This is a genomic window from Streptomyces sp. BE303, assembly GCF_036290945.1.
In the GTDB taxonomy this organism is placed as follows: Bacteria; Actinomycetota; Actinomycetes; order Streptomycetales; family Streptomycetaceae; genus Kitasatospora.
In genome coordinates, this window is sequence record NZ_JAQYWZ010000850.1 from 1 (window position 1) to 21,447 (window position 21,447).

Below are 21,447 nucleotides of genomic sequence, written 5' to 3' on the forward strand. Positions count from 1 at the left end.
GGACGACGCCCTCCTCGCCGATCTGACGCCCGAGCGCCTCGACACGGTGTTCCGGGTCAAGGTCGACGCCGCGCGCAACCTCGCCGCCGCGACGGAGGGCAGGACGCTCAGCGCCTTCGTCCTCTACTCCTCGGCGGCCGGCGTCGTCGGCAACCCGGGCCAGGCCAACTACGCCGCCGCCAACACGTTCCTGGACGCGTACGCGACCGAGCTGCGCGCCCGGGGCGTCCCGGCGACCTCCCTCGCCTGGGGCCTGTGGGACGCGGGCATGGGTGAGAGCCTCACCGACGCCGAGCGGCGGCGGCTGCGCCAGGGCGGAGTCCTCCCGCTCACCGACGAGCAGGGACTCGCCGCCCTCGACGCCGCGCTCGCCGAGGGACGTCCGCTCGTCGTCCCGGTCTCCCTGGACCTGGCCGGACTCCGTGCCGCCGGGGCCGCCGGGGCGCTCCCCGAGATCCTGGCCGGGCTCGCCCCGGCGGGCCGGTCCGGGGGAGGTGTGCCGGACCGGCCCGCGCTCGCGGCCTTCCAGCGCCGGCTGGCGCAACTGCCCGCCGACGAGCGGCGGGAGGCGCTGGCCGACCTGGTCGCCCGGCAGGCCGCCGTCGTCCTCGCCCACACCGGGTCCGACACCGTCGACCCGCACCGGCCCTTCCTGGAGGCCGGATTCGATTCGCTCACGTCGGTGGAACTGCGCAACCGGCTCGGCGCGGCCACCGGACTGCGGCTGCCGACCACGCTGCTGTTCGACCACCCCACCCCCGATGCCCTCGTGGCCCACCTCGCCGGGCAGTTCGCGCCCGGCGACGGGGACCGGCCCGCGCCGGAGGAGGCCGCCGGCACCCTCGGCACGCTGTTCCGGGAAGCCTCCGCCACCGGGCGCAGCGGCGACTTCTTCGGCCTGCTGGTCGCCGCGTCGGAGTTCCGCCCGGCCTTCCGGACGAGTCGCGAGCTGCCCGCGCCGGTTCCGGTGGTGCGGCTGGCCGGGGGCACGGACGCGCCCGCCCTCGTCTGCCTGCCCTCGATCCTGGCCATCTCCGGCCCGCACCAGTACGTCCGGTTCGCCGGCGCCCTGCGCGGCCGGCGGGACGTCGCGGCCGTCGCCGCGCCCGGGTTCGGCCGTGGCGAGCCACTGCCGGCGACGGTGGAGGCGGTGGTCTCGGCGCAGGCCGAGGCGATCCTGGCGCACACCGGCGGGTCGCCGATCGCGCTGGTCGGACACTCCTCGGGCGGCATGCTCGCGCACGCGGTGGCCGCCGAACTGGAGCGTGCCGGCGCGGCCGTGGACGCGCTGGTGCTCATCGACATCTACTCGCACGACGTCGAGGCGCTCGCGGGCATCCAGCCGGTCCTCAGTGCCGGCATGATCGAGCGGGAGGACGGCTACGTCCCGATGGACGACACCCGGCTGACCGCGATGGGCGGCTACGTCCGGCTGTTCCACGGGTGGCAGCCGACCCCGATCCGGGCCCGCACGCTGCTCGTCCGGGCCACCGAGCCCATGTTCGGCTGGTCGCGCGACGGTGACTGGCGCTCGTCGTGGACGCTGCCGCACAGCACGGTGGACACCCCCGGCAACCACTTCTCGGTCATGGAGGAGCACGCCGCGACCACGGCACGGGCGGTCGACGACTGGCTCGCCGCGTCGGCCGGATCCCCCGCAGCCCCCGGTCCGTCCTCCTCCGCTCCCGTTTCCTCCTTCTCCTCCACGCCCTCGTCCCCTCTCGAACCGAAAGCCTCCTCCCGATGACCAACGTCGAGTACGACAACCCGTGGGTCCGCCGGTTCCACCACGAACCGAGCGAGGTCACCCTGGTCTGCTTCCCGCACGCCGGTGGCTCGGCCAGCTTCTTCTACCCGGTCTCCGACGCGATGCAGTCGACCGTCCAGGTGGTGGCGCTGCAGTACCCGGGCCGGCAGGACCGGCGGCACGAGCGGCCGCTGACCACCGTCGCCGAGCTGGCCGACGAGGCCTTCGCCGCGCTGCGCCCGCTGATGGACCGCCCGCTGGCGTTCTTCGGCCACAGCATGGGCGCCACCGTGGCGTTCGAGGTCGCCGTGCGGATGAAGCGCGAGCAGCTCGAAGCCCCCGTCACGCTGTTCGCCTCGGGCCGCCGCGCCCCCTCCCGGCACCGGGACGAGAACGTGCACAAGCTCGGCGACGACGAGATCGTCGCGGAGCTGAAGACCCTCAGCGGCACCGATGCCCGCATCCTCGGTGACCTGGAGCTGCTGCGGATGATCCTGCCGGCGATCCGCAGCGACTACACGGCCGCCGAGACCTACCGGTACCGGCCCGGACCGGTGCTCGACTGCCCGATCATCGCGCTGACCGGCGACAGCGACCCGAAGGTGACCCTGGACGAGGCCGGCGCGTGGGCCGACCACACCACCGGGGAGTTCGAGCTGCGCTCCTTCGAGGGCGGCCACTTCTACCTCGCCAAGCACCAGCGTGCGGTGATCAACCTGATCAGCGACCAGCTGCTCTCCCTCTCGCTCTGAGGACGGTCCATGACTCCGACGTTCGTCATCAGTACCGGCCGGTGCGGGTCGACGCTGGTCTCCCGGATGCTGCGCGCCCACCCCGAGGTGCTCAGCCTGAGCGAGCTCTTCAGCACCGTGCGCAGTCGTGGCTACCTCGACGGGGCCCCGGACGGCGCGCAGTTCTGGCGGATGCTCAGCGAGCCCGAGCCGACCATGGACATCATGGTCGCCGAGGGACTCAAGGTCTCCGAACTGATCTACCCGTACGGGACCGGGCGGTTCGACCCGGTCGAGGGTGTCCCGGCGATCTGCCACATGACGCTGCCGATGCTCTCCGACGACCCGGACGCGCTCCACGACGAGCTGGCCGGGGAGGTGCCGGGCTGGCCGGCCCGTCCGATCGCGGACCAGTACCGGGCGCTCTTCGCCCACCTGGCCGAACGCTTCGACCGGCCGGTTCCCGTGGAGCGGTCCGGAGGGTCGCTGGGGATGCTGCCCGCGCTGCGGGCGCAGTTCCCCGAGGCCAGGTTCGTCTACCTCACCCGGGACGGTGCCGACTCGGCGCTGTCGATGAGCCGGCACCCCGGGTTCCGGCAGATGCTGCTGGGCCAGGAGGCCGCCCGGATCGCCGGGGTCGCCTCCCCGGGGGAGCTGGGGGAGGCCCAGTTCCGGTTGCTCCCGGAGGAGTTGGGCCGGTTGCTGGCGCTCCCGTCGGAACTGCCGCGGCTGATGCGCCGGGACATCCCGGTCACCGCGTTCGGTGCGCTGTGGTCCACGATGGTCAGCGAGGGCGCCGACGAACTGCTGCGGCTGCCCTCCGAGGAGTGGACCATGATCTCCTACGAGGCCCTGGTCGCGGACGCCCCGGCGGAGCTGACCCGGTTGGCCGGGTTCCTGGGTGTGCCGGCGTCCTCCGCATGGCTGGCGGAGGCCGCCCGGCTGGTGGACCCGGGGCGGCGGGCCGCCTCGGCCCGGCTGGACCCGCGGCTGCTGGCCGCCCTGCGGCGCTCCTGCGCACCCGGCGAGGCCGCCGACGCGGCCCTCGCGGCGGCGGCGGGTGTGACGCTCGTACCCGCCGCGTGAGCGGTCCCGGGGCGTCGGCGGCCGTCCCGTCCGGCGGCGCCCCGGGTCCCACGGAAGGCGTCGGACCCGTAGGGGCGACGCTGGGGTGTGAACGGGCACGGTCGGCCCCAAGGATCGGGGTGGGGAGCACGGCAAGCGGGGGGAGAGCCGGATGCACACGCCGCCCGGGACGGCGACGTCCACCCGGTGGCCCGGTGCCGGCGTCGCGGCGGCCCTGCGCGGGCGGTCCTCCGGCGAACCGTCCGGCCGTCCGCACCGCCCCGGGGCCGCCGGCGCCGGCCGCGAGGGCGCACCGGTCCGGCCCGGCGCGGCCTTCCCCCTCCCGGTGCCGGCCGTCGGTACGTCGGTGACGCCGCCGCGTTCGACGCCACCGGCTGACCGCACACCCGTTCGCGAACGCGAGGACTCTTCCATGGATATCTTGGCCGAAGCGGTGCTCTCCGGTGCCTCCCCGGAGGAACTCGGCGCGCTCCCGCTGCCCGATCTGTTCCCCGCGGCGCACCTGCGGGCCTCGGACGTCGGGATCTTCGACGGCGACGCCGACCCCGACGTCCGGCGGTCGCTGCACGTCGGCCCGGTGCCGATGCCCCGGCTGGCCCCGGACGAGGTGGTCGTCGCGGTGATGGCCAGCTCGATCAACTACAACACCGTGTGGTCGGCGATGTTCAAACCGATCTCGACGTTCACGGCGCTGAACCGGCTCGCCCGGCAGGGCGGATACGCGGCCCGCCACGACCTGCCGCACCAGATCGTCGGTTCGGACGCCGCCGGCGTGGTGGTCCGGGTCGGCGACGGCGTGCGGCACTGGAACGTCGGCGACCACGTCATGGTCAGCCCGGCCTACGTCGACGACCAGGAGCCTGGTGCGCACGACGACGGCATGATGGGCCCCGGCGGGCGGGCCTGGGGCTACGAGACCAACTTCGGCGGCCTGGCCCACTACACGGTCGCGCGGGCCAGCCAGCTGGTGCCCAAGCCGCCGCACCTGACCTGGGAGGAGGCCGCCTCGATCACGCTGTGCGCGGGCACCGCCTACCGCATGCTGGTCGGCGACCACGGCGCGCAGATCAAGCAGGGCGACGTCGTGCTGGTCTGGGGCGCGACCGGCGGCCTGGGCGGGTTCGCCGTGCAGATGGTCAAGAACGGCGGCGGCATCGCGGTCGGGGTGGTGAGCTCCGACCGGAAGGCGCAGATCCTCCGCGAGCAGGGCTGCGACGTGATCATCGACCGGCGCGAGATCGGCATGGGCGACGACTCGGACGGCACGGCGGACGCGATCGAGTACGGCAAGCGGCTCGGCCGCAGGATCCGGGCCGAGCTCGGGGAGGACCCCAGGGTCGCCTTCGACTACGTCGGCCGGGCCACGTTCGGCACCTCGGTGCACGTCGTGCGGCGCGGCGGCATCGTCGTCACCTGCGGGTCGAGCACCGGCTACCAACACCAGTACGACAACCGCTACCTGTGGATGAACCTCAAGCGGGTGATCGGCAGTCACATCGCCAACCTTCAGGAGCAGTTCGACACCGCCAGGCTGTTCCGGCAGGGCGGCCTGGTGCCGATCCTCACCGACGTCTTCCCCCTCGCGGAGACCGGCGAGGCGCTGCGCCTGGTGCAGACCAATCGGCACATCGGCAAGGTCGGCGTGCTCTGCCTGGCGCCTGCGGAGGGCCTGGGGGTGACCGACCCGGACGCCCGCGCACGGATCGGCGCCGAGCGGCTCACCTCCTGGCGCCGGTACGCGTCGACGGCGCGGGTGTGACGATGGGCGGGACCGGGATCCTGGCCACCGGGTCGTACGTCCCCGAGCGGATCGTGACCGGCGCCGACATCGCCGGGCCGGCCGGTGTCACCCCGGAGTGGATCGAGCGGAAGACGCAGATCGCCGCCCGCCGCTACGCCGCACCGGACCAGGCCACCTCGGACCTGGCGGCCGAGGCCGCGGCACGGACGCTCCGGCAGGCGGGGCTGCCGGCCTCGGCGCTGCGCTACCTCATCGTCTCCACCTCGACGCCCGACTCGCCGCAGCCGCCCACCTCGCACCTGGTGCAGGACGCACTCGGCGCGCACGGCGCCGCGTGCTTCGACATCAACGTCGTCTGCAGCGGCTTCGTCTACGGCCTGGCTCTGGCCCGGGCCCTGGTGGCCCAGGAGCCCGGCGCGTACGCGCTGGTGGTCGCCGCCGACGTGTACTCGCGGATCCTGGACCCCACCGACCGCAGGACGGTGGTGCTGTTCGGTGACGGCGCCGGGGCGGCGCTGGTCGGTGCCGTGCCGGAGGGCGGTTTCGTGGACGTGGAGCTGACCGGGCACGGGCACGCGCACGGGCTGATCGGGGTGGAGGCCGGCGGCAGCCGGCACCCGGCCACGCACGACACCGTCGAGAACGGCGGCCACTTCTTCCGGATGAAGGGCCGGGCCGTCCGGGACTTCGCCGTGGAGCACGTTCCCGGAGCGGTCCGGACGCTGGTCGAGCGCACCGGCCACCGGTTGGCCGACGTCGACCACTTCGTGCCGCACCAGGCGAACGGCGTGCTGCTGGGCGAGCTGGTGACCCTGGCCGGCCTGGACCACGCGCACACGCACCGGACGCTGGAGCGGTACGGCAACACCGGCAGCGCGTCGGTGGCCCTGGCCCTCGACGAGGCCCACCGGGGCGGCCACCTGCGCGCGGGCGACCTGGTGCTGCTCGCCGGGTTCGGCGGTGGCATGTCGCTCGGCGCGGCCCTGCTGAGGTGGACGGCCACGGGGTGACCGCCCGACGGCGCCCCGGCCCCGACCCGGGGCGCCGTCACCCGCGGTGACCGCGCGAGGCGGCGCCTTGGATGCGGAGTGCGGCCCATCGGTGGTTCCATTGCATCGGAACCTGCCGACCGAACGGCGGTCCCGCCTGCCGCCGATACCGGGCCTGAGCGTCCTGCCGTCGTCCGTCGTCCGGAAACCGGAAAGGGGCCGTCACGGGTGTTCGAGCCGCAGTTGACCCCGGAGGTCTTCGACCGGGCGATCGTGGCGATCGCGCTGACGGCCGGCCGGGAACACCGCCTGGTCTACCGCAATGACGCCTTCCGCGACCTGTTCGGCCCCCGGCCGCTCGGCGTGCCCGTCGGCGAGCTGTTCACCGAACCGCAGGAGGAGGGACTCGTCGACACCCTCGACCTCGTCCTCGCCGACACCACCGCCCGACAGGTCACCACCCCGCGCACCCTGGAGGGCTCCGGCGACGGGGAGCGCGAGCACCGGCACTTCGTCTACAGCTGCTCGCCGGTCGCCTCCCGCTTCGGCCCCGGCGTCCTCGTCGCCGCCATCGACACCACCGGGCAGGTGCACTCCGCCCAGCGCGCCCAGCGCCTGTCGACGGAACGCCTGCACGCCCTCCAGCGCTACGAGGCCCTCGTCTCGGCCGTCTCCCAGCTGGTGTGGACCGCCCAGCCGGACGGCGCGATGACCGAGCTGGTCCCCGGCTGGGAGCGGCTGACCGGGCACCCCTGGCGCGACACCATGGACGAGGCCTGGATGTCGTTGGTCCATCCCAACGACCGCGCCGGCCTGCGGGAACGCTGGATGGAGGCGGAGGCCGGTGAGCCGGCCATGTTCGAACACACCTACCGGCTGCGCTTCGCCTCCGGCGAGTACCGCCACATCACCGCCCGCGGCGTCCCGATCGTGCGCGAGGGCGAGCTCGTGGAGTGGGTCGGTGCGACCGCCGACGTCGAGGACCGCTGGCGCACCCGGCTGCGCGAACGGCTCCTCGCCGACACCATGGCCGTCACCGAGAGCGTGGGACCGGAGGACGCCTTCGCGGCCGTCGCGGGGCTGGTGGTGCCCGAGCTCACGGACGCCTGCACCGTGTTCCTGCTCTCCGAACGGGGCCACGGGGCGACGACCGGCACCCGCATCGCCTCCACCTCCCGCGCGGGCCTGCCCCCGCTGCCCCCGCTCCGGGGGCAGACGTTCCGGCTCGGACCCGTGGCCCTGCGCGCGGTCGCCGACCGCACCCCGGCCCTGCTGACCTTCCCGCCGGGCGAGATCCCCTCCGGCGTGGTGCCCGAGGAGTCCGCGCGCTGGCTGGCCGCCGCCGGCGCCACCAGCCTCACCCTGCTGCCCCTGGTCATCGACGGCACCCCCACCGCCCTCGCCGCGGCCGCCACCTGCCAGGGCTCGCCCCCGCCGGGCCGGGGCGACATCGACCTCCTCCAGGAAGTCCTCCAGCGCGCACAGGGCGCGCTGGGCCAGACCCTGGAGCTCCAGCGCACCCGCCACGCCGCGCTGATCCTCCAGCGGGCCCTGCTCACCGAGCCGCCGGCCGTCCCCGGCGCCCGGCTCGCCGCCCGCTACCAGCCGGGCAACCGCACCGCCGAGGTCGGCGGCGACTGGTACGACGCCTTCCTCCTGCCCGACGGGTCCCTCACCCTGACCATCGGGGACGTCGCCGGCCACGACCTCACCGCCGCCACCACGATGGGCCAGTTCCGCAGCATGCTGCGCTCGGTCGCCTACAACGCGACGCCCGGGCACACGCCCGCCGACACCCTGTCCGCGCTCGACCGGGCCGCCGAGGGCCTCGGCATCGGCTCCTTCGCCACCGCGGTCCACGTCCAGCTCACCCGCTCCGGCCGGGGCTGGTTCGCGGCCTGGTCCAACGCCGGACACCCGCCCCCGCTGCTGCTGCCCGCCGACGGCCCGGCCCGCTACCTCACGTCGGACCTGACGGACGTGCCGCTCTGCGTGGCCCCCGCCGAGGAGCGCCGGACCCACCGCGCCGGCCTCGCCGCCGGTGACACCCTGATCCTCTACACGGACGGACTCGTCGAAGTCCCCGGTGAGCACCTGACCACGGGCCTGGACCGGCTCGCGCACACGGCCGGCCGGGCGCGCGACCGTCCGTTGGACGATCTGTGCGACCACCTGCTCGCCCAGGTCCCCGACGCCCGCGACGACATCGCCCTCCTGGCCTTCCGCCCCGACGTCCCGCCCGCCTGACCGCCCCCGCCTGACCGCCCCCGTCCGACCGCCCCCGTCCGACGCGTTACCGGTCGCGCCGCCGGAACCGCCGGCCCGGCCGCTACCCGGCGAGGCCGAGCGGGTCCGGCACCTCGTCCAGCAGCTGCGGGCCGTCGGAGCGGACGCTGTTCACCGCGGTGGAGACGGCGCGGACGGTGAGGTCGCCGCCGCCCGGGGTGTGCAGCAGGTGGTGGAGCTCGTCGGGATCCGTGGTCGCGGGGTCGAGCCAGGTCGCGAGGTCGGCGGTGGCGATGGTCAGCGGCATCCGGTCGTGGATCCGGCCGGCGCTGTCGGTGGCGTCCCGGGTGACGACGGTCGCGGTGGCCAGCCACGCGGCCGGGTCGTCCTCGGGCACCGCCGGGTCGCGCCAGAACTCGTACAGGCCGGCCATCAGCATCGGTTCCCCGGTGGTGAGGAAGTACGGCTGCTTGTACGCCTTGCGGCCCTCGCCCGCCGGGACGGGCCGCCACTCGAAGTAGCCGTCGGCCGGGATCACGCAGCGCCGCTCGGCGAAGGCCTTCCGGTAGGCCGGCTTCTCGTGGACGGTCTCCGACCGCGCGTTGATCATCCGCGCGCCGCCGGACGCGTCCTTCGACCAGGACGGCACCAGACCCCAGCGCACCGGGCGCACCTGCCGCACCAGCTCACCGGACTCCCGGTCGAGGCGCTCCAGCACGGCCGCCACCGGGTCGGTCGGTGCGACGTTCCAGTTCGGGGCGAGGGTTTCGGCGGGGTCCCAGCGCATCTCCCCGAGCAGGGCGACCAGGTCGACGGGAGTCGTGGTGGAAACGAAGCGTCCGCACATGGGTCCACGATGTCATGCGACGGAAGCCGGGACCCGGCGCGGGTGCCCGCCGGGCGGATACCGGGGCCGGTCGGGGGCGCCGGAAGTGCGCGGCGCGGTCCGGCGGCGCGGCGCTGTCCTGCCGGCCGTACCGTGGACGGCCCGGTGCGAGGTCCTTCCCGCGCCCCGGCGGATCCCGGCCCACTGGTCCCGGAGGTGGCGCAGGCCGCACCCCGCGGCGGCCGGACGGGCCCTCGGCCGTGGGGACCCGACCGATGCGCGGGGCCGCCGCCCGGCTGCGATGCCGGGGAAGATCCTCCGCTCCGGCGGGCGCAGCGCCCGGGACCGGGCGGAGCGACGCGGGCGGAGGTCCCCGATGGCGAAACTCGTCGAGGTCGTCCTGGAGGAGCTCTACGCCGAGACCGGCGGGTTCGGATCCGACGACTACGTGGACGTGTCGGGCGGCCTCCGGGGAGTGACCTACAACAAGGTCCTGATGACCGGCGGAGCCGTCACGGCGGTGGAGATGGCACGGCACGACGTGTTCACCTTCCCGGAGGGCCCCCTCCGCCTCTTCCGGGGCGGAGCCACGCCCGTCGACGCGGGGATGCGGATCGCCCTGTCCGTCGGGGAGAACCTCGATCCCTCGGAACCGAAGTACTTCGGCTACTTCCTCGACTTCGGCGGGGAGCTGTTCGCGGAGGACATCGCACCGCTGTCCCTGGGCGAGTCCTTCGGGACGATCTCCAGCGCGGACGTCACGCAGCCCGGCCTGGCCCGGCACCAGGACGTGACCTTCGCGCACGAGGGCGCGGGAATCGCCGTACAGGCCCGCTTCCGGCTGGCGGTGGTCCACTACTTCTAGGCCCTCCCCGCGCTCCGGGCGCACCCGGGGTGCGGTGCCCCTGGGCCGGGGCGCAGCGCCCCGGCAGCGGAGTGTTCGCACACCGAGGGCCGCCGGACTGGTCGGGCCACGGGTTTCACCCCGACCCGGCCTCCTCCCGGGTGAACCACGGCCGCGCCGCGCGACGGGAGCGGCCGACGCCGTGCGTTGCTGGGTGGCGGGCCCCCACCCCGGGGGCCCGCCACCCACCGGAGGAAGCACCCATGCGCAACCGTCTGGCGGCAGCCGTCGCCACCGCCCTCACCGCCGCCTCGCTCGGCCTGACCTTCGCCCCCGGCGCCACCGCGCTGACCCCCGCCGACGCCAAGGGCGGGGAGAGACTCCACGCCATCGGCCTCACCGCCGACCAGACACTCGTGGACTTCCCGGTCACCCACCCCGACCGGGTCCGCACCGTCGGGGCGGTCACCGGTCTCACGGGCGACGCGAGGATCGTCGGCATCGACTACCGCGTGCAGAACGGCCTGCTCTACGGGGTCGGTGACCAGGGCGGCATCTACACCCTCGACGACACCAGCGGCTGCGCCACCAAGGTCTCCCAGCTGACCGTCCCGCTCCAGGGCGCCTTCTTCGGAGTGGACTTCAACCCCGCCGCCAACCGGCTGCGGGTCATCTCGGACACCGGCCAGAACCTGCGGCACAACCTCGACGACCCGGCGGGCACCCCGGCGGCCGGCACCACCGTCGCCGACGGCACGCTGACCAACCCGGCCGTCCCCCCGGCGACCACCGGCACCACCGCGCTCGGCGTCACCGCGGCGGCCTACACCAACAACGACCTCGACCCGGCCACCGCCACCACGCTCTTCGACCTCGACACCACCCTCAACCGGACGGTCCTGCAGTCGCCGGCCAACGCCGGGACCCTCGCCCCGACCGGTGCGCTGGGCGTCGACCCCGCCGTCGACGCGGGCTTCGACATCTACTACTCGACCGGGCAGGGCACCAACCACGGCTACGCCGCGCTCGAGGTCGGCGGCACCCGGTCGCTCTACCGGGTCGACGTCCTGACCGGACGGGCCACCGCGCTCGGTGCGTTCGCGGCCGGCTCGGCCGTCACGGACCTGGCCCTGCCGATCGCCCAGGACTGACCTCCGCCCACGGGTGACGCCTGACGGGTGACGGGTGCGACGACGGCACGGTCGACGTACGCGTCACCCGTCGAACACCGGCGAGGACAGGTGTGTGAAGGACGGGGGGAGAGAAGGCCGTCACGGTGGCGCGACCGGCTCCCGGCCCCGGCGCGCGGCGCCCGCGGCGGTCAGGCGAGGCGGACGACGAGCAGGGGGTCGGTGGTCGGTGCGGGGGAGCCGCCGAGGGGTTCCGCCGTGACGGCGACGGCCTTCGCGCCGTCCAGCGGACCGGCGAGCACCACGGTGCCGCGGGACTGCGGGAGCAGGCCGGCCGGCCGCGGTTCGTCGTCGACGTACCAGAGTTCGTAGACGCGATCGGGCGGGAGGGGGGCCAGCCCCGTGGTGAGGAAGGCGGCCTGGTTGCGGTCCGCGGACCAGACGACGGTGCCGCTCCCCTCGTCGGAGCCGGTGGTGCTGCTGCGGGCGTCGGGGGCGGTGACCAGCGCGGCGACCTCCTGGAGTTCGGTCCGCTGGTGTGCGGCGGCCGTGCGGGCCCGTTCGGCCTGGTCGTGCTGCTGCACGGCGACCCCGCCGAGGGTGGCGGTGAGCGCGAGGCAGGCGGCCAGGACGAGCTCGCGCGCGCGGCGGCGCGGGCGGCGGGGCGCCGGTACGGACGGGGCCGGTTCGTGGCCCGGCTCCGGGGGTGCCGGTGGACGCGGGTCCGGGGTGCGGCGCGCCGGAGGGAGTTGGCGGATCCCGGTGACGGCGGTCATCGCGCGCGCCTCCATGCCGTCCGGCAGGGGCACGGCGTCGGCGGCGGCGAACCGGGCCAGGGTGTCGGCGAACTCCGCGGCCTCCTGGACGCAGGACGGGCAGGCGGCCAGGTGCGTCTCGAAGAGCGCGGCCTCGGCGGGTTCGAGGGCGTGGAGGGCGTGGGCGCCCCCGAGGGTGTGGGAGTCGTGCGCGGTCATGAGCCGGCCCCCAGACAGTCGCGCAGGCGGACGAGTCCGTCGCGCATCCGGGTCTTGACGGTGCTCAGCGGGGCTTCGAGGAGGTCGGCGACCTCCGGGTAGGTCAGCCCGCGGTAGTAGGCCAGGACGAGTGACTGGCGCTGGAGTTCGGTGAGCCGGCCCAGGCAGCGGCGCACGCGCTCACGCTCCAGCCGGTTCTCGATCTGCTCCGCGACCTCGTCGAAGGCGCGTTCCTGGAGGTGGGCGGCGGCCTTCTCCTCGCGTGAGGCCTCGGCCTGGGAGCGCCGGACGCGGTCGACGGCGCGGTGGTGGGCCATGGTCATCACCCAGGCCAGGACGCCGCCGCGGTCGGGGCGGTAGCGGGCGGCGGAGCGCCAGACCTCCAGCATCACCTCCTGCGCGACCTCCTCGGACTGGGCCGGATCGCGCAGGACGCGGCGCACCATGCCGAGGACCTGGCCGGCCAGGGCCCGGTAGAGCGTGCGGTAGGCGTCGTGGTCGCCGACGGCGGTGCGGGCCACCAGCTCCCGCAGTCGCCGGTCCGCGGCGGTGGGGCCGGGCAGTGCTAGCGGCTCGGACACCGTGGCTCCCTTCGTCGCCGGAGCCGGGGCGGCACGGACGGCGCCCGGGTACGGCTGCGTCCGTGCCGTCGCTCACCCCGGCGGTTCCGACTCGCACGGCCCGGCGAACGGTCGCACGCCGGGCGCGGGGGCTCTCACGCGCGCCCGCACTGGTGATTCGTGACCGACGGGCCCCGCGGACTGGTCTCCCGGCAGGAATCACCCGGGCGGGTCGACCGCGGGTCGCCGCAGCGGGGTGCGGGGTGCGGGGGCGGGCAGCGGGGTCCCCTGTCCGCCGGGCGGGTCGCCAGTGCTTCCTTTACCGGTGAAAAGTAGAACATTCCCCCATAATTTATGCCCGCGTGACCCGTCCGGCGCCCGGTCCCGTGCGAATCAGTGGCAGAGAACAAGTTCCGGCGTCCGCCCGTCAGAGCACCCGAACAGTGCGGCGGGAAGGGCCGGATGACATCGGATCAGGAAGGAGGACGGGCCATGCGCGCAACACGGACCAGGAAGTCGCTGGCCGTCGCCGCCACCTGCGTGATGCTCGGCGGCGGCGCAGCGGTCGCCACGTCCGCCGGCGCGGCCTCGGCCGCCTCGGCGAGTACCGTCCGGACGACCGACCACGGCGACCGGCAGCACCAGGACCACCGGCAGCACCAGGATCACCGGCAGTGCCGCTGGTACCCGGCGCACTGGGAGAACAAGCTGGTGCCCGGCCACTCGGAGCCGGTCCGGCAGTCCGGCCACTGGCACAACGAGTGGCACCCGGGCTGGTGGGACAACCACCACCACTGGCACGACGGCTCCTGGCACAAGGTGTGGCACAAGGCCGGTTGGGAGAACAAGTGGACCCCGGCGCACTGGGAGCGCGTCTGGGTGTCCGCCGGCTGGCACTGCCGCTGAACGGCACCGCCGTCTACACCGCCGTACGACACCGCCGTCGGCTGCCGTCAGGCTGCCGCAGGCCCCGCCACCAGGTCCTCGCCACCGGGCCCGCCGACCGTGCGCCGTGTCCCCGCGGCGTACGGTCGGCGACGGGTCGGACGGGCGGTCGGGGCGTCGCCCCGCCCCCGTTCCGGTCCCCGCGCCCGTTCCCGCCGCCGGACCCGGACCCCTCACCTCCGGACCACCGGCCGGGCCGCCGCCCGGCCGGCTCCCGAAAGGCCGTCAGGCCATGGACACCGTCGCACCCCTGTCCGCCCCCGCCCGGATCCCGCCGCCGGCGTGGACCGATTCCTTCCCCGGCCGGCCCTCCGGCGTCGCGGAGGTCCGCGCGCAGGCCCGGGCCTTCCTCGCCCGCAGCCGCGTCCCGCCCGCGCTGTACGAGGACACCCTGCTGGTCGTCAGCGAACTCGTCACCAACGCCGTCCGTCACACCGGCGGCCCCGGGAACGTCCGCCTGAGCAGCGACGCTTCGGGGATCGCCGTCACCGTGAGTGACACCAGCCGCCTCCTGCCCCTGCCGCGACCGGCGGAACCGGGCGTCGCCACGAGCGGTCTCGGACTGGGCCTGGTCGCGGCCCTCTGCGACTGCCTCTACACCACCCTCGGCCCCGGCGGCGGCAAGACCGTGCACGCGCACCTGCCGGCCCCGGTCGCGGGGCCCGCCGGGCCCGGCGCCCGGACGTGACCTCCGCACGGAGCGCTGCGCCCCGTCCGCCCCGCCGCAAGCACGGCGCCCCCGGGCCGCCACCACGCAGTGGCGGCCCGGGGGCGCGCGTCGGCCGGGTACCGGGGCCGGCCGGGGTGCTCGGCTCAGCCGGTCTTCTCGACCCGGGCGGCCCAGCGCTGCTCGACGTTGCTGATGCGCCAGTAGCCGAGGGCGCAGGCCCAGACCACGACGAACAGTCCGACGATGACGTAGCCGACGTTGTCGAGACTGATCTCGGCGATCCAGGTACTGACCGGGTCGGTGAGGTCGAGTTTCTCGTGCAGGACGGAGACCAGCTCGATGGTGCCGATCAGGAAGGCGACGGCGATGGAGAGGCCGGTGATGGTGAGGTTGTAGTAGACCTTGCGCACGGGGTTGGAGAACGCCCAGTGGTAGGCGAAGTTCATGAAGGTGCCGTCGAGGGTGTCGAACAGGCTCATGCCGCAGGCGAAGAGCAGCGGCAGGCAGAGGATGGCGTACCAGGGCAGGCCGGAGGCGGCGCCGGATCCGGCCATCACCATCAGGGCGACCTCGGTCGCGGTGTCGAAGCCGAGGCCGAAGAGCACGCCCAGCGGGTACATCTGGCCGGGGCGGGTGATGGACTTGGTGAGGCGGCCGAGGATCCGGTTCATGAAGCCGCGCTCGTCGAGGTGCTTCTCCAGCTGCCGCTCGTCGAACTGCCCGGCCCGCATGGCCTTGTAGACCTTGTAGATGCCGGCGAGCGCGAACAGGTTGAGCGCCGCGATCAGGTAGAGGAAGGTGCCGGAGACGCTGGTGCCGATCACGCCGAGCACACCGTGGACGCTGGATTCCTCGTCGACGAGGGTGCCGGCGAACTGGGCGCCGCCGGCGACCAGGGCGGCCATCGCCATGACGATGCTGGAGTGGCCGAGCGCGAACCAGAAGCCGACCGAGATCGGGCGCTGCCCGTCCGCCATCAGCTTGCGGGTGGTGTTGTCGATGGCGGCGATGTGGTCGGCGTCGAAGGCGTGCCGCATGCCGAGGGTGTAGGCGGTGACGCCGAGTCCGACGCCGAAGACCTGGGTGCCGACGGTGTAGTCGTTGGGCGCGACCAGCAGGAACAGCGTGCCGAAGGCGACCACGTGCATGGCGGCGATGACGCCCAGCAGGACCGCGGTGCGGACGGTGTCCCGGCGCTGCCAGCGGGGCGGCTGGGCGAGTGTCGTTCCGGGGGACTCATTGGTCAGGGACATGGGCGGGCAGCCTCTCCAGCTCCTCGATGGGGGGCACCCCCGGGTGAGGTCGGGGGAGTCGTGCACGCCGTGGCCGGTCTCCTGGCTCTGGGTGGACGGCTCCGCCCGCGTCCGGGCAGGGCCGAGCGCGTCCCTGACTCGTCTTCCCGGCGCCGTGCGGCACCGGTGACTGCCCGCGTGCGCGGACCCGGCAGGGACGCTCCCCGTTCACAGTGGCGAGGGCCGCTCCGGACTGGCTCCCGAAGGAGCGTCACCGGTCTTCCCGAGCACCACGGCGGGACCACCGTAGGGGCATGCCGCACTTCTCGACAAGGTTGCGCAGTTGCGCATATGTTGCAATAACGCAACGTGGCGGCATGCGTACGAGTGGGGGACGGGGTGGCACGGGCGATCGACGACGCCGCGGCACGCGCGGCGGCCGAGGCCGTGGCCGGCCGGGACGGGCTGCGCCGGGCGGCGGCCCGGTTCGCGCTGCTGGCCGAACCGGGGCGGCTGGCCGTGCTGGTGGCCCTGCGCGCGGCCGGGCCGATCCCGGTCTCCGACCTCGCCCTCGCCTGCGGCGTGAGCCCCACCGCCGTCTCGCAGACCCTGCGCCTGCTGCGGGCGTCCGGCGCCGTCACCGCGGTGAAGGAGGGCCGGGTCGTCCGGTACGCACTGGCCGACGAGGCGCTGGGGCACCTCCTCGACGAGGTGCCCCGCGCCGGCGCCTGACGAGCGCCCGGCGACGGGCGGCCGACGGCCGCCCGCCCGGTGTCCTCAGCCGGTGAGCTGGCCCGGTCGGCCCGGCACCCAGAGCGGGGCGGGACCGTCCTGCCGCATGAACCGGGCCGCGTGCTCCTCCAGACACGCGGCCGTAGCCCCCGGGTCGTCGTCGCTCAGCTCGCCCAGGGCGCCCGCGGCGCACCGGGCGCAGGCCAGCACGAGCGCGAGCGTGTCCTGGCGGCGGTGCCGCCCGCGGACGTACGCCTCGCACCGTTCGGCGATGCGCGTGCGGTGGAGTTCCCGCTCGGTCTCGGCGCCGTGGCCGGCGGACGCGGCCTGGACGCCGTGCCAGACGAGGGCGAAGGCGTCGGGTTCGGCCGGGTGGGAGGCGTCGTCCCGCCGGGCCCGCTCGCGGGCCTCGGCGGCCTGCCGGCCCAGCCGGTCGAGCGCCGCCGGGCCGTCCCCGTCGTGCGCCTGGAGGACCAGCTCGGCCGCCCGGTGCACCACCGACTGCAGGACGGCCTCCGCGGGCACCCGCAGCCCGGGCGCCGCCGGGTCGGCGAAGGCCAGCCAGGCGTCCGCGAACGAGGCCGCCCGCATCTGCCACAGCCAGGGCCGGGTGTCGGCCCCGCCGCCCCGCCGCTCCTCGGCCGCAAGCCGGATCAGGCCCGCCGCGGCGAGCTCCGCCGCACCCTCGTCCGGCCGGAGACCGAACAGTCGTCCACTCCTCAACACGCACCCCCGCGTCAGTGACCATCACCTGGTGACGGCACATCCCACCACATCGGAACGCGGACGAACCGGCCCGGGCCGCCGATGAGACCTACGACACGTGGCCGGTCGACTACACCGTGCACTCTCCGGGCGCCGTCGGCGGGCGGTGCCCCGGACGCCCCCGTCACCGTGGGTCACACGCGCGGCGACCGCCCCCCGCCGCGAAGCGCTGCGGGGGGCGGCCGTGGCCGTGCTCCGGGACGGTCAGCCGCCGTAGACGCCGACCTCGTGCAGCGAGTAGCCCCAGGAGGTGCCGCGCTGCAGGCCGTGGACGCGGACCTGGCGGGCCGGGACACCGGCGAACCGTGCCGTGTCGAGGCCGCCGTCACCGTCGGCGGTGGCCCAGACGGGCTGCCAGGTCGCGCCGTCGGTGGAGACCTCGATGCGGTAGGACCGTCCGAACGCGCGCTCCCAGTCCAGGGTGACCCGGCCGACCAGGGTGGTGGCCCCGAGGTCGATCCGCAGCCACTGGTCGTCGCTCCAGTCGCTCGCCCAGCGGGTGGCCGTGCTGCCGTCCACGGCCCGGCCGGGTGCGTAGCTCGTGAACGGGTTCCACTCGCTGGAGCTGGCGGCGGCGGGTGCTCCCGCCGCCAGGTTCACGGTGGCCCGGTGCTGTTCGGCCGCGCCCCAGGTGGTGAGGTAGGACTCCGCGCCCCGGAAGAGGTCGTCCACCACGTCCTGGCCGCCGACCAGCCGGACGTCCTCCAGCCAGTCCGGGACGAGGCCGTAGTGGGCGGCGCCGTCGGTGTTGAGGTCCCAGGTGCGGCTGCCGGTGGTCTGACGGTCGATCAGGGAGCCGCCGTCCGCGCTGCGGAACGGGTAGCGCACCGGGTTCGCGGTGTCCGCCCCGCGCGGGCCCGGCCAGCCGCCCACGCCGTTCATGTCGGTGCCGTAGCCGTACCCGACGCGGTACTTGTCGCGCAGCGCGTCGGTGCGCCCCGCCTCCGCGCTGAACCCCTCGGCGCCGTGCATGTACTGGGCGACGAAGCCGCCGAGCCGGTAGACCCGCTCGGTCCAGTCGAGGTCCATCCAGCTGTGCGAGGAGAGGACGCCGGGGTACGACTGCGATTCGAGGACGTCGAAGGCGCGGCCCGCCGCCTTGACGCTCATGTGGTCGACCTCCAGCATCATCTTGCGTTTCATCAGGCCGCGCGCGGCGTACTCGCCGAGCTCGGTCAGGCCGCGGGTGTTGCACTGCGCGTCCCCGGCGTACGAGGGGACCGTCACGCCCGGGGGGAGCTGCTGCTGCACGGAGGCCGTCGCCGGGGCCAGGCCGATGGGGTTGTCGTGCTGCGGGCCGGTGCACCGCTCGGTCTGCCAGAAGGTGCCGGTCGACAGGAACTGGCCGGCGTTGATCGCCGTGCCGAGGCCGCCCTCGTCGAACCGCACCCCGCACAGCGCGTTGTCGAACTTGTGGCAGAGGAACATGCTGCGGACGCCCAGCCGGTGCAGCTCGTCCAGTCCCCGGTCGATGTCGTCGCGGCTGCACTGGGCGACGTCCAGGATCTGCTTGCAGCCGAACGGCTCCGAGGTCTCCACGCCGAGGACGACGGCCAGTTTGCCCTGGCGGACGACCTCGCGGGCCTGCGCGCTGTCGGTGACGATCCGGAACCAGCCCCTGCCCGGTCCGCCGTACATGCGGTCGACGTAGGCCTGGAGGTCGTACGTCCTCTGCGCCTGGAGGCGGATGGAGGTCATCTCGTCGCAGCTGCGGTCCTTGAAGAAGTAGACCGAGCAGATCACCCCGTTGGTGACCAGGTCGTTGACGAGGACCCGCTGGCCGCCGCGCCAGGAGCGTTCGACCCAGGCGTAGTAGTTCTGCTGGTGGGTCAGCGAGTCGTGGGCCGGCCAGTCGGCGAACGTCGGCCAGCCGTCGGGGTCGTGCCGGCCGTCGCCGCCCTTGGTGATGAGGTCGAAGAAGGCGAGCGACCCGTCGGGGTAGTGCTCGGGACAGTCCTTCAGGGCGTCCGCGACGCCGGCCTCCGAGAAGGCCTTGCCGCAGATGAGCCGGCCGCCGAAGGCCTCGTTGGACATCAGGTGGTTGTGCGCGTCGACGAAGCCGCGGACCCTGCCCTGGGCGTCGGTGCCCCGGAAGGGCTCGCCCGTGACGTCGATCCGGGAGTCGGGCGCCGGGCGGGAGGCGGGCTCCCACCAGTCGGCGCCGCTCGCCGCTCCGGGCGCCGGGGAGGCGAGCATCGCGGCGGCGAGGGCGAGGAGGGAGATCAGCAGGGTGACGATTCGTGGCCGGGCGTGGGGGAGTCGGGTCATGGTCACCACTCAGTTCCGGACGAGCGGACGACGCGGTCGAAGGGCCGTCCGCTCGGAGCGCGAGAACCCCGCCGGATCGACTGTCATGTCCCGCGTACTCGGTGTGACGAGAATCGCCACTGTTGGAATCCGCGTCAATAGCTCGGGACGGAACGGGTGGACCGACGGCGGACGGCGGGCAGCCGGAAGGGTGCCCGGCCGGACGTTCCGGCGGGGCACCCTGCTGCCCGGCACGATCAGCCGGCGGTCGCCGCCATGCTCTCGCGCACCGTGACGAGGCACGGGTCGCAGTAACTGTCCGGCAGCCCGGGCTGCCCGTCGGAGCCGCCCGGCACGACGCGCTGACCCGGTTCCAGGAACCGGCCGCAGAGCGACTTCGACGCATCCTCCTTCGCCACGACGTGCCAGACCAGGGACGGCGGGTTCACCGCCGGATCGTGCTCGGCCCACATCTCGTACATGGCACCCTCCCGGAACAGTGGGGTCGGTCCCTCCATGCAATCCCCCGCGGCCCCGGTCGGCCATCGGAGGGGGCCCGGTGGGATGGCGGCACGCCCCGCCGTGCGGCGTTCGGGCGACGGCGCCCCCGTCCGGCCGCCCCGGAGCGGTGCCCGGAAACTCGATGGACGCGGCGGAGCGACGGGTGCAATAGTCCGGGCGTGACCGAGACCAAAGGATCCTCCGTGTCCGTATCGCTGGCCGACGGCCTCGTCCTGCGGGAGGCGGGGCCGGCCGACCTGGAGCAGATCGGCGCGCTCCTCACCGAGCGCGGCGAACCGGGGGACGCGCTGGACCACCGCCTGGTGGTCGACGACCCCGACGCCGGGTACCCGTCCTGCGCGGTGGTCGTCGACGGGGACCGGGTGGTCTCCACCGCGACGCTGCTCGACGAGGAGGTCCGCATCGGGAGCGTCCGGCTGCCCGCCGGCCAGGTCGAACTGGTCGCCACCGACTCCGCGTACGAGGGGCGGGGCCTGGTCCGGGCCCTCATGCGGTGGGCGCACGACCGGTCCGCCGCCCGGGGGCACCTCGTCCAGGTGATGATCGGGATTCCGTACTTCTACCGGTTGTTCGGCTACGAGTACGCCATCGACATACCGCGGACGCAGGCCGTGCGGAGCCTGCCGACCGGGGAGAGCACGCCGACCGGGGAGGGCGCGCCGCTGCTCCGTGCCGCCGGACCGGCCGACATCCCGGCCGTGACGGCGCTGCAGGACGCGGCACAGGCCGGGTTCGACGTCGCCGTCGCTCACCCGCAGGCGCGCTGGCGGTGGCTGCTGGAGCACGACGCCAGCAGCCTCCGCGTCCTCGAACGCGCCGGGTCGGTCGCGGCCGTCGGGCGGATCACGCCCCCGGGCGAGCAGATGCTGCTGGCCGAGGCCGCGGCGGTCGACGAGGCGGCGGCGCGGGAGCTGCTCCGCGCCGCCGCCGCCCTGGTGCCCGAGGGCGGGCTGCGGGTCGTCCACCGGGCCGGCACCGTGACCGCCGCCGCCTGGCAGGAGTTCCTCGACGACGGGCCGCGCCGCACGGCGGAGCAGTACTACGTCCGCATCCCGGACGTCGCGGTGCTGCTCGACCGCCTGCGGCCGCTGTTCCGGGAGCGCCTCGCCGCGGCCGGCGTCGACCGCGGCGGCCGGGACGTCGTGATCTCCACCTTCGGCGCCCACTACCGGATCCCGGTCCTCGCGGACGGACTCGGCGAGGTCGTCACCGGCGGCCCGATGCAGGGGCCCGGCCTTGCGAAGGGCGCCGGGGTGGCGCCCGACCAGCTCCCCGCGCTGCTGTTCGGCCCGCACGGCATCGAGGGGCTGGCCCGGATCCGCCCCGACGTCTACGGAACGGACGAGGAGCTGTTCCCGGTGCTGTTCCCGCCGCTCACGGCCGACTTCCTGAGCTACTACCTGCCGTACTGAGGCCCGGACCCGGGCGGTGTGCCGCCCGGACGTCCGCCCGGGGGCGCGTCGGACCGGACTCGCTGCTG

Annotated in this window: 19 protein-coding genes; 12 read left to right on the forward strand and 7 right to left on the reverse strand. The window is 74.6% G+C overall.

The features are described from left to right. From PUR56_RS29520 to PUR56_RS29545, 6 genes are all read left to right on the forward strand, one after another. The coding region (locus PUR56_RS29520; protein ID WP_329951193.1) for an alpha/beta fold hydrolase at positions 1–1,747 on the forward strand (1,747 nt) is incomplete at its 5' end. After that, entirely contained in the window at positions 1,744–2,499 is a 756-nt protein-coding gene (locus PUR56_RS29525) for a thioesterase II family protein (RefSeq protein ID WP_329881375.1), read from the forward strand. The genes PUR56_RS29520 and PUR56_RS29525, both read left to right, overlap by 4 nt. A gap of 9 nt (positions 2,500–2,508) precedes the next feature. Then, the gene (locus PUR56_RS29530; RefSeq protein WP_329881374.1) at positions 2,509–3,564 is read left to right on the forward strand and encodes a sulfotransferase; all 1,056 of its coding nucleotides are present in this window, start codon (positions 2,509–2,511) and stop codon (positions 3,562–3,564) included. A 412-nt stretch (positions 3,565–3,976) separates the two neighbouring features. Next, positions 3,977–5,323 carry a crotonyl-CoA carboxylase/reductase gene (gene ccrA / locus PUR56_RS29535; RefSeq protein WP_329951194.1) on the forward strand — a complete coding sequence of 449 codons (1,347 nt, stop codon included), beginning with the start codon at positions 3,977–3,979 and terminating at the stop codon, positions 5,321–5,323. A 2-nt stretch (positions 5,324–5,325) separates the two neighbouring features. Then, the gene (locus PUR56_RS29540; RefSeq protein ID WP_329951195.1) at positions 5,326–6,315 is read left to right on the forward strand and encodes a 3-oxoacyl-ACP synthase III family protein; all 990 of its coding nucleotides are present in this window, start codon (positions 5,326–5,328) and stop codon (positions 6,313–6,315) included. 207 nt (positions 6,316–6,522) lie between these two features. Then, complete coding sequence (locus tag PUR56_RS29545; protein ID WP_329951196.1) at positions 6,523–8,541, forward strand: SpoIIE family protein phosphatase; 2,019 nt, start codon at positions 6,523–6,525, stop codon at positions 8,539–8,541. An 82-nt stretch (positions 8,542–8,623) separates the two neighbouring features. Here the strand turns inward: PUR56_RS29545 and PUR56_RS29550 are convergent, their stop codons facing one another. After that, the gene (locus PUR56_RS29550) at positions 8,624–9,367 is read right to left on the reverse strand and encodes an SOS response-associated peptidase (RefSeq protein ID WP_329881369.1); all 744 of its coding nucleotides are present in this window, start codon (positions 9,365–9,367) and stop codon (positions 8,624–8,626) included. A 355-nt stretch (positions 9,368–9,722) separates the two neighbouring features. Here PUR56_RS29550 and PUR56_RS29555 point away from each other — a divergent pair, with 355 nt between their 5' ends. Both PUR56_RS29555 and PUR56_RS29560 read left to right on the forward strand, forming a co-directional pair. After that, entirely contained in the window at positions 9,723–10,211 is a 489-nt protein-coding gene (locus PUR56_RS29555; protein ID WP_329951197.1) for a hypothetical protein, read from the forward strand. 242 nt (positions 10,212–10,453) lie between these two features. After that, positions 10,454–11,341, forward strand: a complete 888-nt coding sequence (locus PUR56_RS29560) for a DUF4394 domain-containing protein (protein ID WP_329951198.1) — start codon at positions 10,454–10,456, stop codon at positions 11,339–11,341. A gap of 170 nt (positions 11,342–11,511) precedes the next feature. Here the strand turns inward: PUR56_RS29560 and PUR56_RS29565 are convergent, their stop codons facing one another. Together PUR56_RS29565 and sigK are read right to left on the reverse strand one after the other, a co-directional pair. Then, positions 11,512–12,294 (reverse strand): anti-sigma factor, encoded by a 783-nt coding sequence (locus PUR56_RS29565; RefSeq protein ID WP_329881366.1) that lies wholly within the window; start codon positions 12,292–12,294, stop codon positions 11,512–11,514. Then, the gene (sigK, locus tag PUR56_RS29570) at positions 12,291–12,875 is read right to left on the reverse strand and encodes an ECF RNA polymerase sigma factor SigK (RefSeq protein ID WP_329951199.1); all 585 of its coding nucleotides are present in this window, start codon (positions 12,873–12,875) and stop codon (positions 12,291–12,293) included. The genes PUR56_RS29565 and sigK overlap by 4 nt, the downstream gene beginning before the upstream one ends. Positions 12,876–13,346: 471 nt before the next feature. On the opposite strand from sigK, the gene PUR56_RS29575 reads away from it, so the two are divergent. Further along, positions 13,347–13,760, forward strand: coding sequence for a hypothetical protein (locus PUR56_RS29575; protein WP_329881364.1), 414 nt, complete (start codon positions 13,347–13,349; stop codon positions 13,758–13,760). A gap of 271 nt (positions 13,761–14,031) precedes the next feature. Further along, positions 14,032–14,487 (forward strand): ATP-binding protein, encoded by a 456-nt coding sequence (locus tag PUR56_RS29580; RefSeq protein WP_329951200.1) that lies wholly within the window; start codon positions 14,032–14,034, stop codon positions 14,485–14,487. Positions 14,488–14,612: 125 nt separating this feature from the next. Here PUR56_RS29580 and PUR56_RS29585 read toward each other — a convergent pair whose 3' ends face one another. After that, on the reverse strand, positions 14,613–15,722 hold the full coding sequence (locus tag PUR56_RS29585) for a HoxN/HupN/NixA family nickel/cobalt transporter (RefSeq protein ID WP_329881362.1): 1,110 nt from the start codon (positions 15,720–15,722) through the stop codon (positions 14,613–14,615). Positions 15,723–16,100: 378 nt separating this feature from the next. On the opposite strand from PUR56_RS29585, the gene PUR56_RS29590 reads away from it, so the two are divergent. Further along, positions 16,101–16,433, forward strand: coding sequence for an ArsR/SmtB family transcription factor (locus PUR56_RS29590; RefSeq protein WP_329881361.1), 333 nt, complete (start codon positions 16,101–16,103; stop codon positions 16,431–16,433). Between the two features lie 45 nt (positions 16,434–16,478). On the opposite strand, the gene PUR56_RS29595 is transcribed toward PUR56_RS29590, so the two are convergent. The 3 genes from PUR56_RS29595 to PUR56_RS29605 form a co-directional block, all read right to left on the reverse strand. Further along, positions 16,479–17,156: a hypothetical protein gene (locus PUR56_RS29595; RefSeq protein ID WP_329951201.1), complete on the reverse strand. Its 678-nt coding sequence runs from the start codon at positions 17,154–17,156 to the stop codon at positions 16,479–16,481. 246 nt (positions 17,157–17,402) lie between these two features. Beyond that, the gene (locus PUR56_RS29600) at positions 17,403–19,466 is read right to left on the reverse strand and encodes a galactose-binding domain-containing protein (protein ID WP_329951202.1); all 2,064 of its coding nucleotides are present in this window, start codon (positions 19,464–19,466) and stop codon (positions 17,403–17,405) included. Between the two features lie 236 nt (positions 19,467–19,702). After that, the gene (locus PUR56_RS29605; protein ID WP_329881358.1) at positions 19,703–19,927 is read right to left on the reverse strand and encodes a hypothetical protein; all 225 of its coding nucleotides are present in this window, start codon (positions 19,925–19,927) and stop codon (positions 19,703–19,705) included. Between the two features lie 222 nt (positions 19,928–20,149). On the opposite strand from PUR56_RS29605, the gene PUR56_RS29610 reads away from it, so the two are divergent. Next, complete coding sequence (locus tag PUR56_RS29610; RefSeq protein WP_329951203.1) at positions 20,150–21,379, forward strand: GNAT family N-acetyltransferase; 1,230 nt, start codon at positions 20,150–20,152, stop codon at positions 21,377–21,379. Positions 21,380–21,447 lie beyond the last annotated feature (68 nt).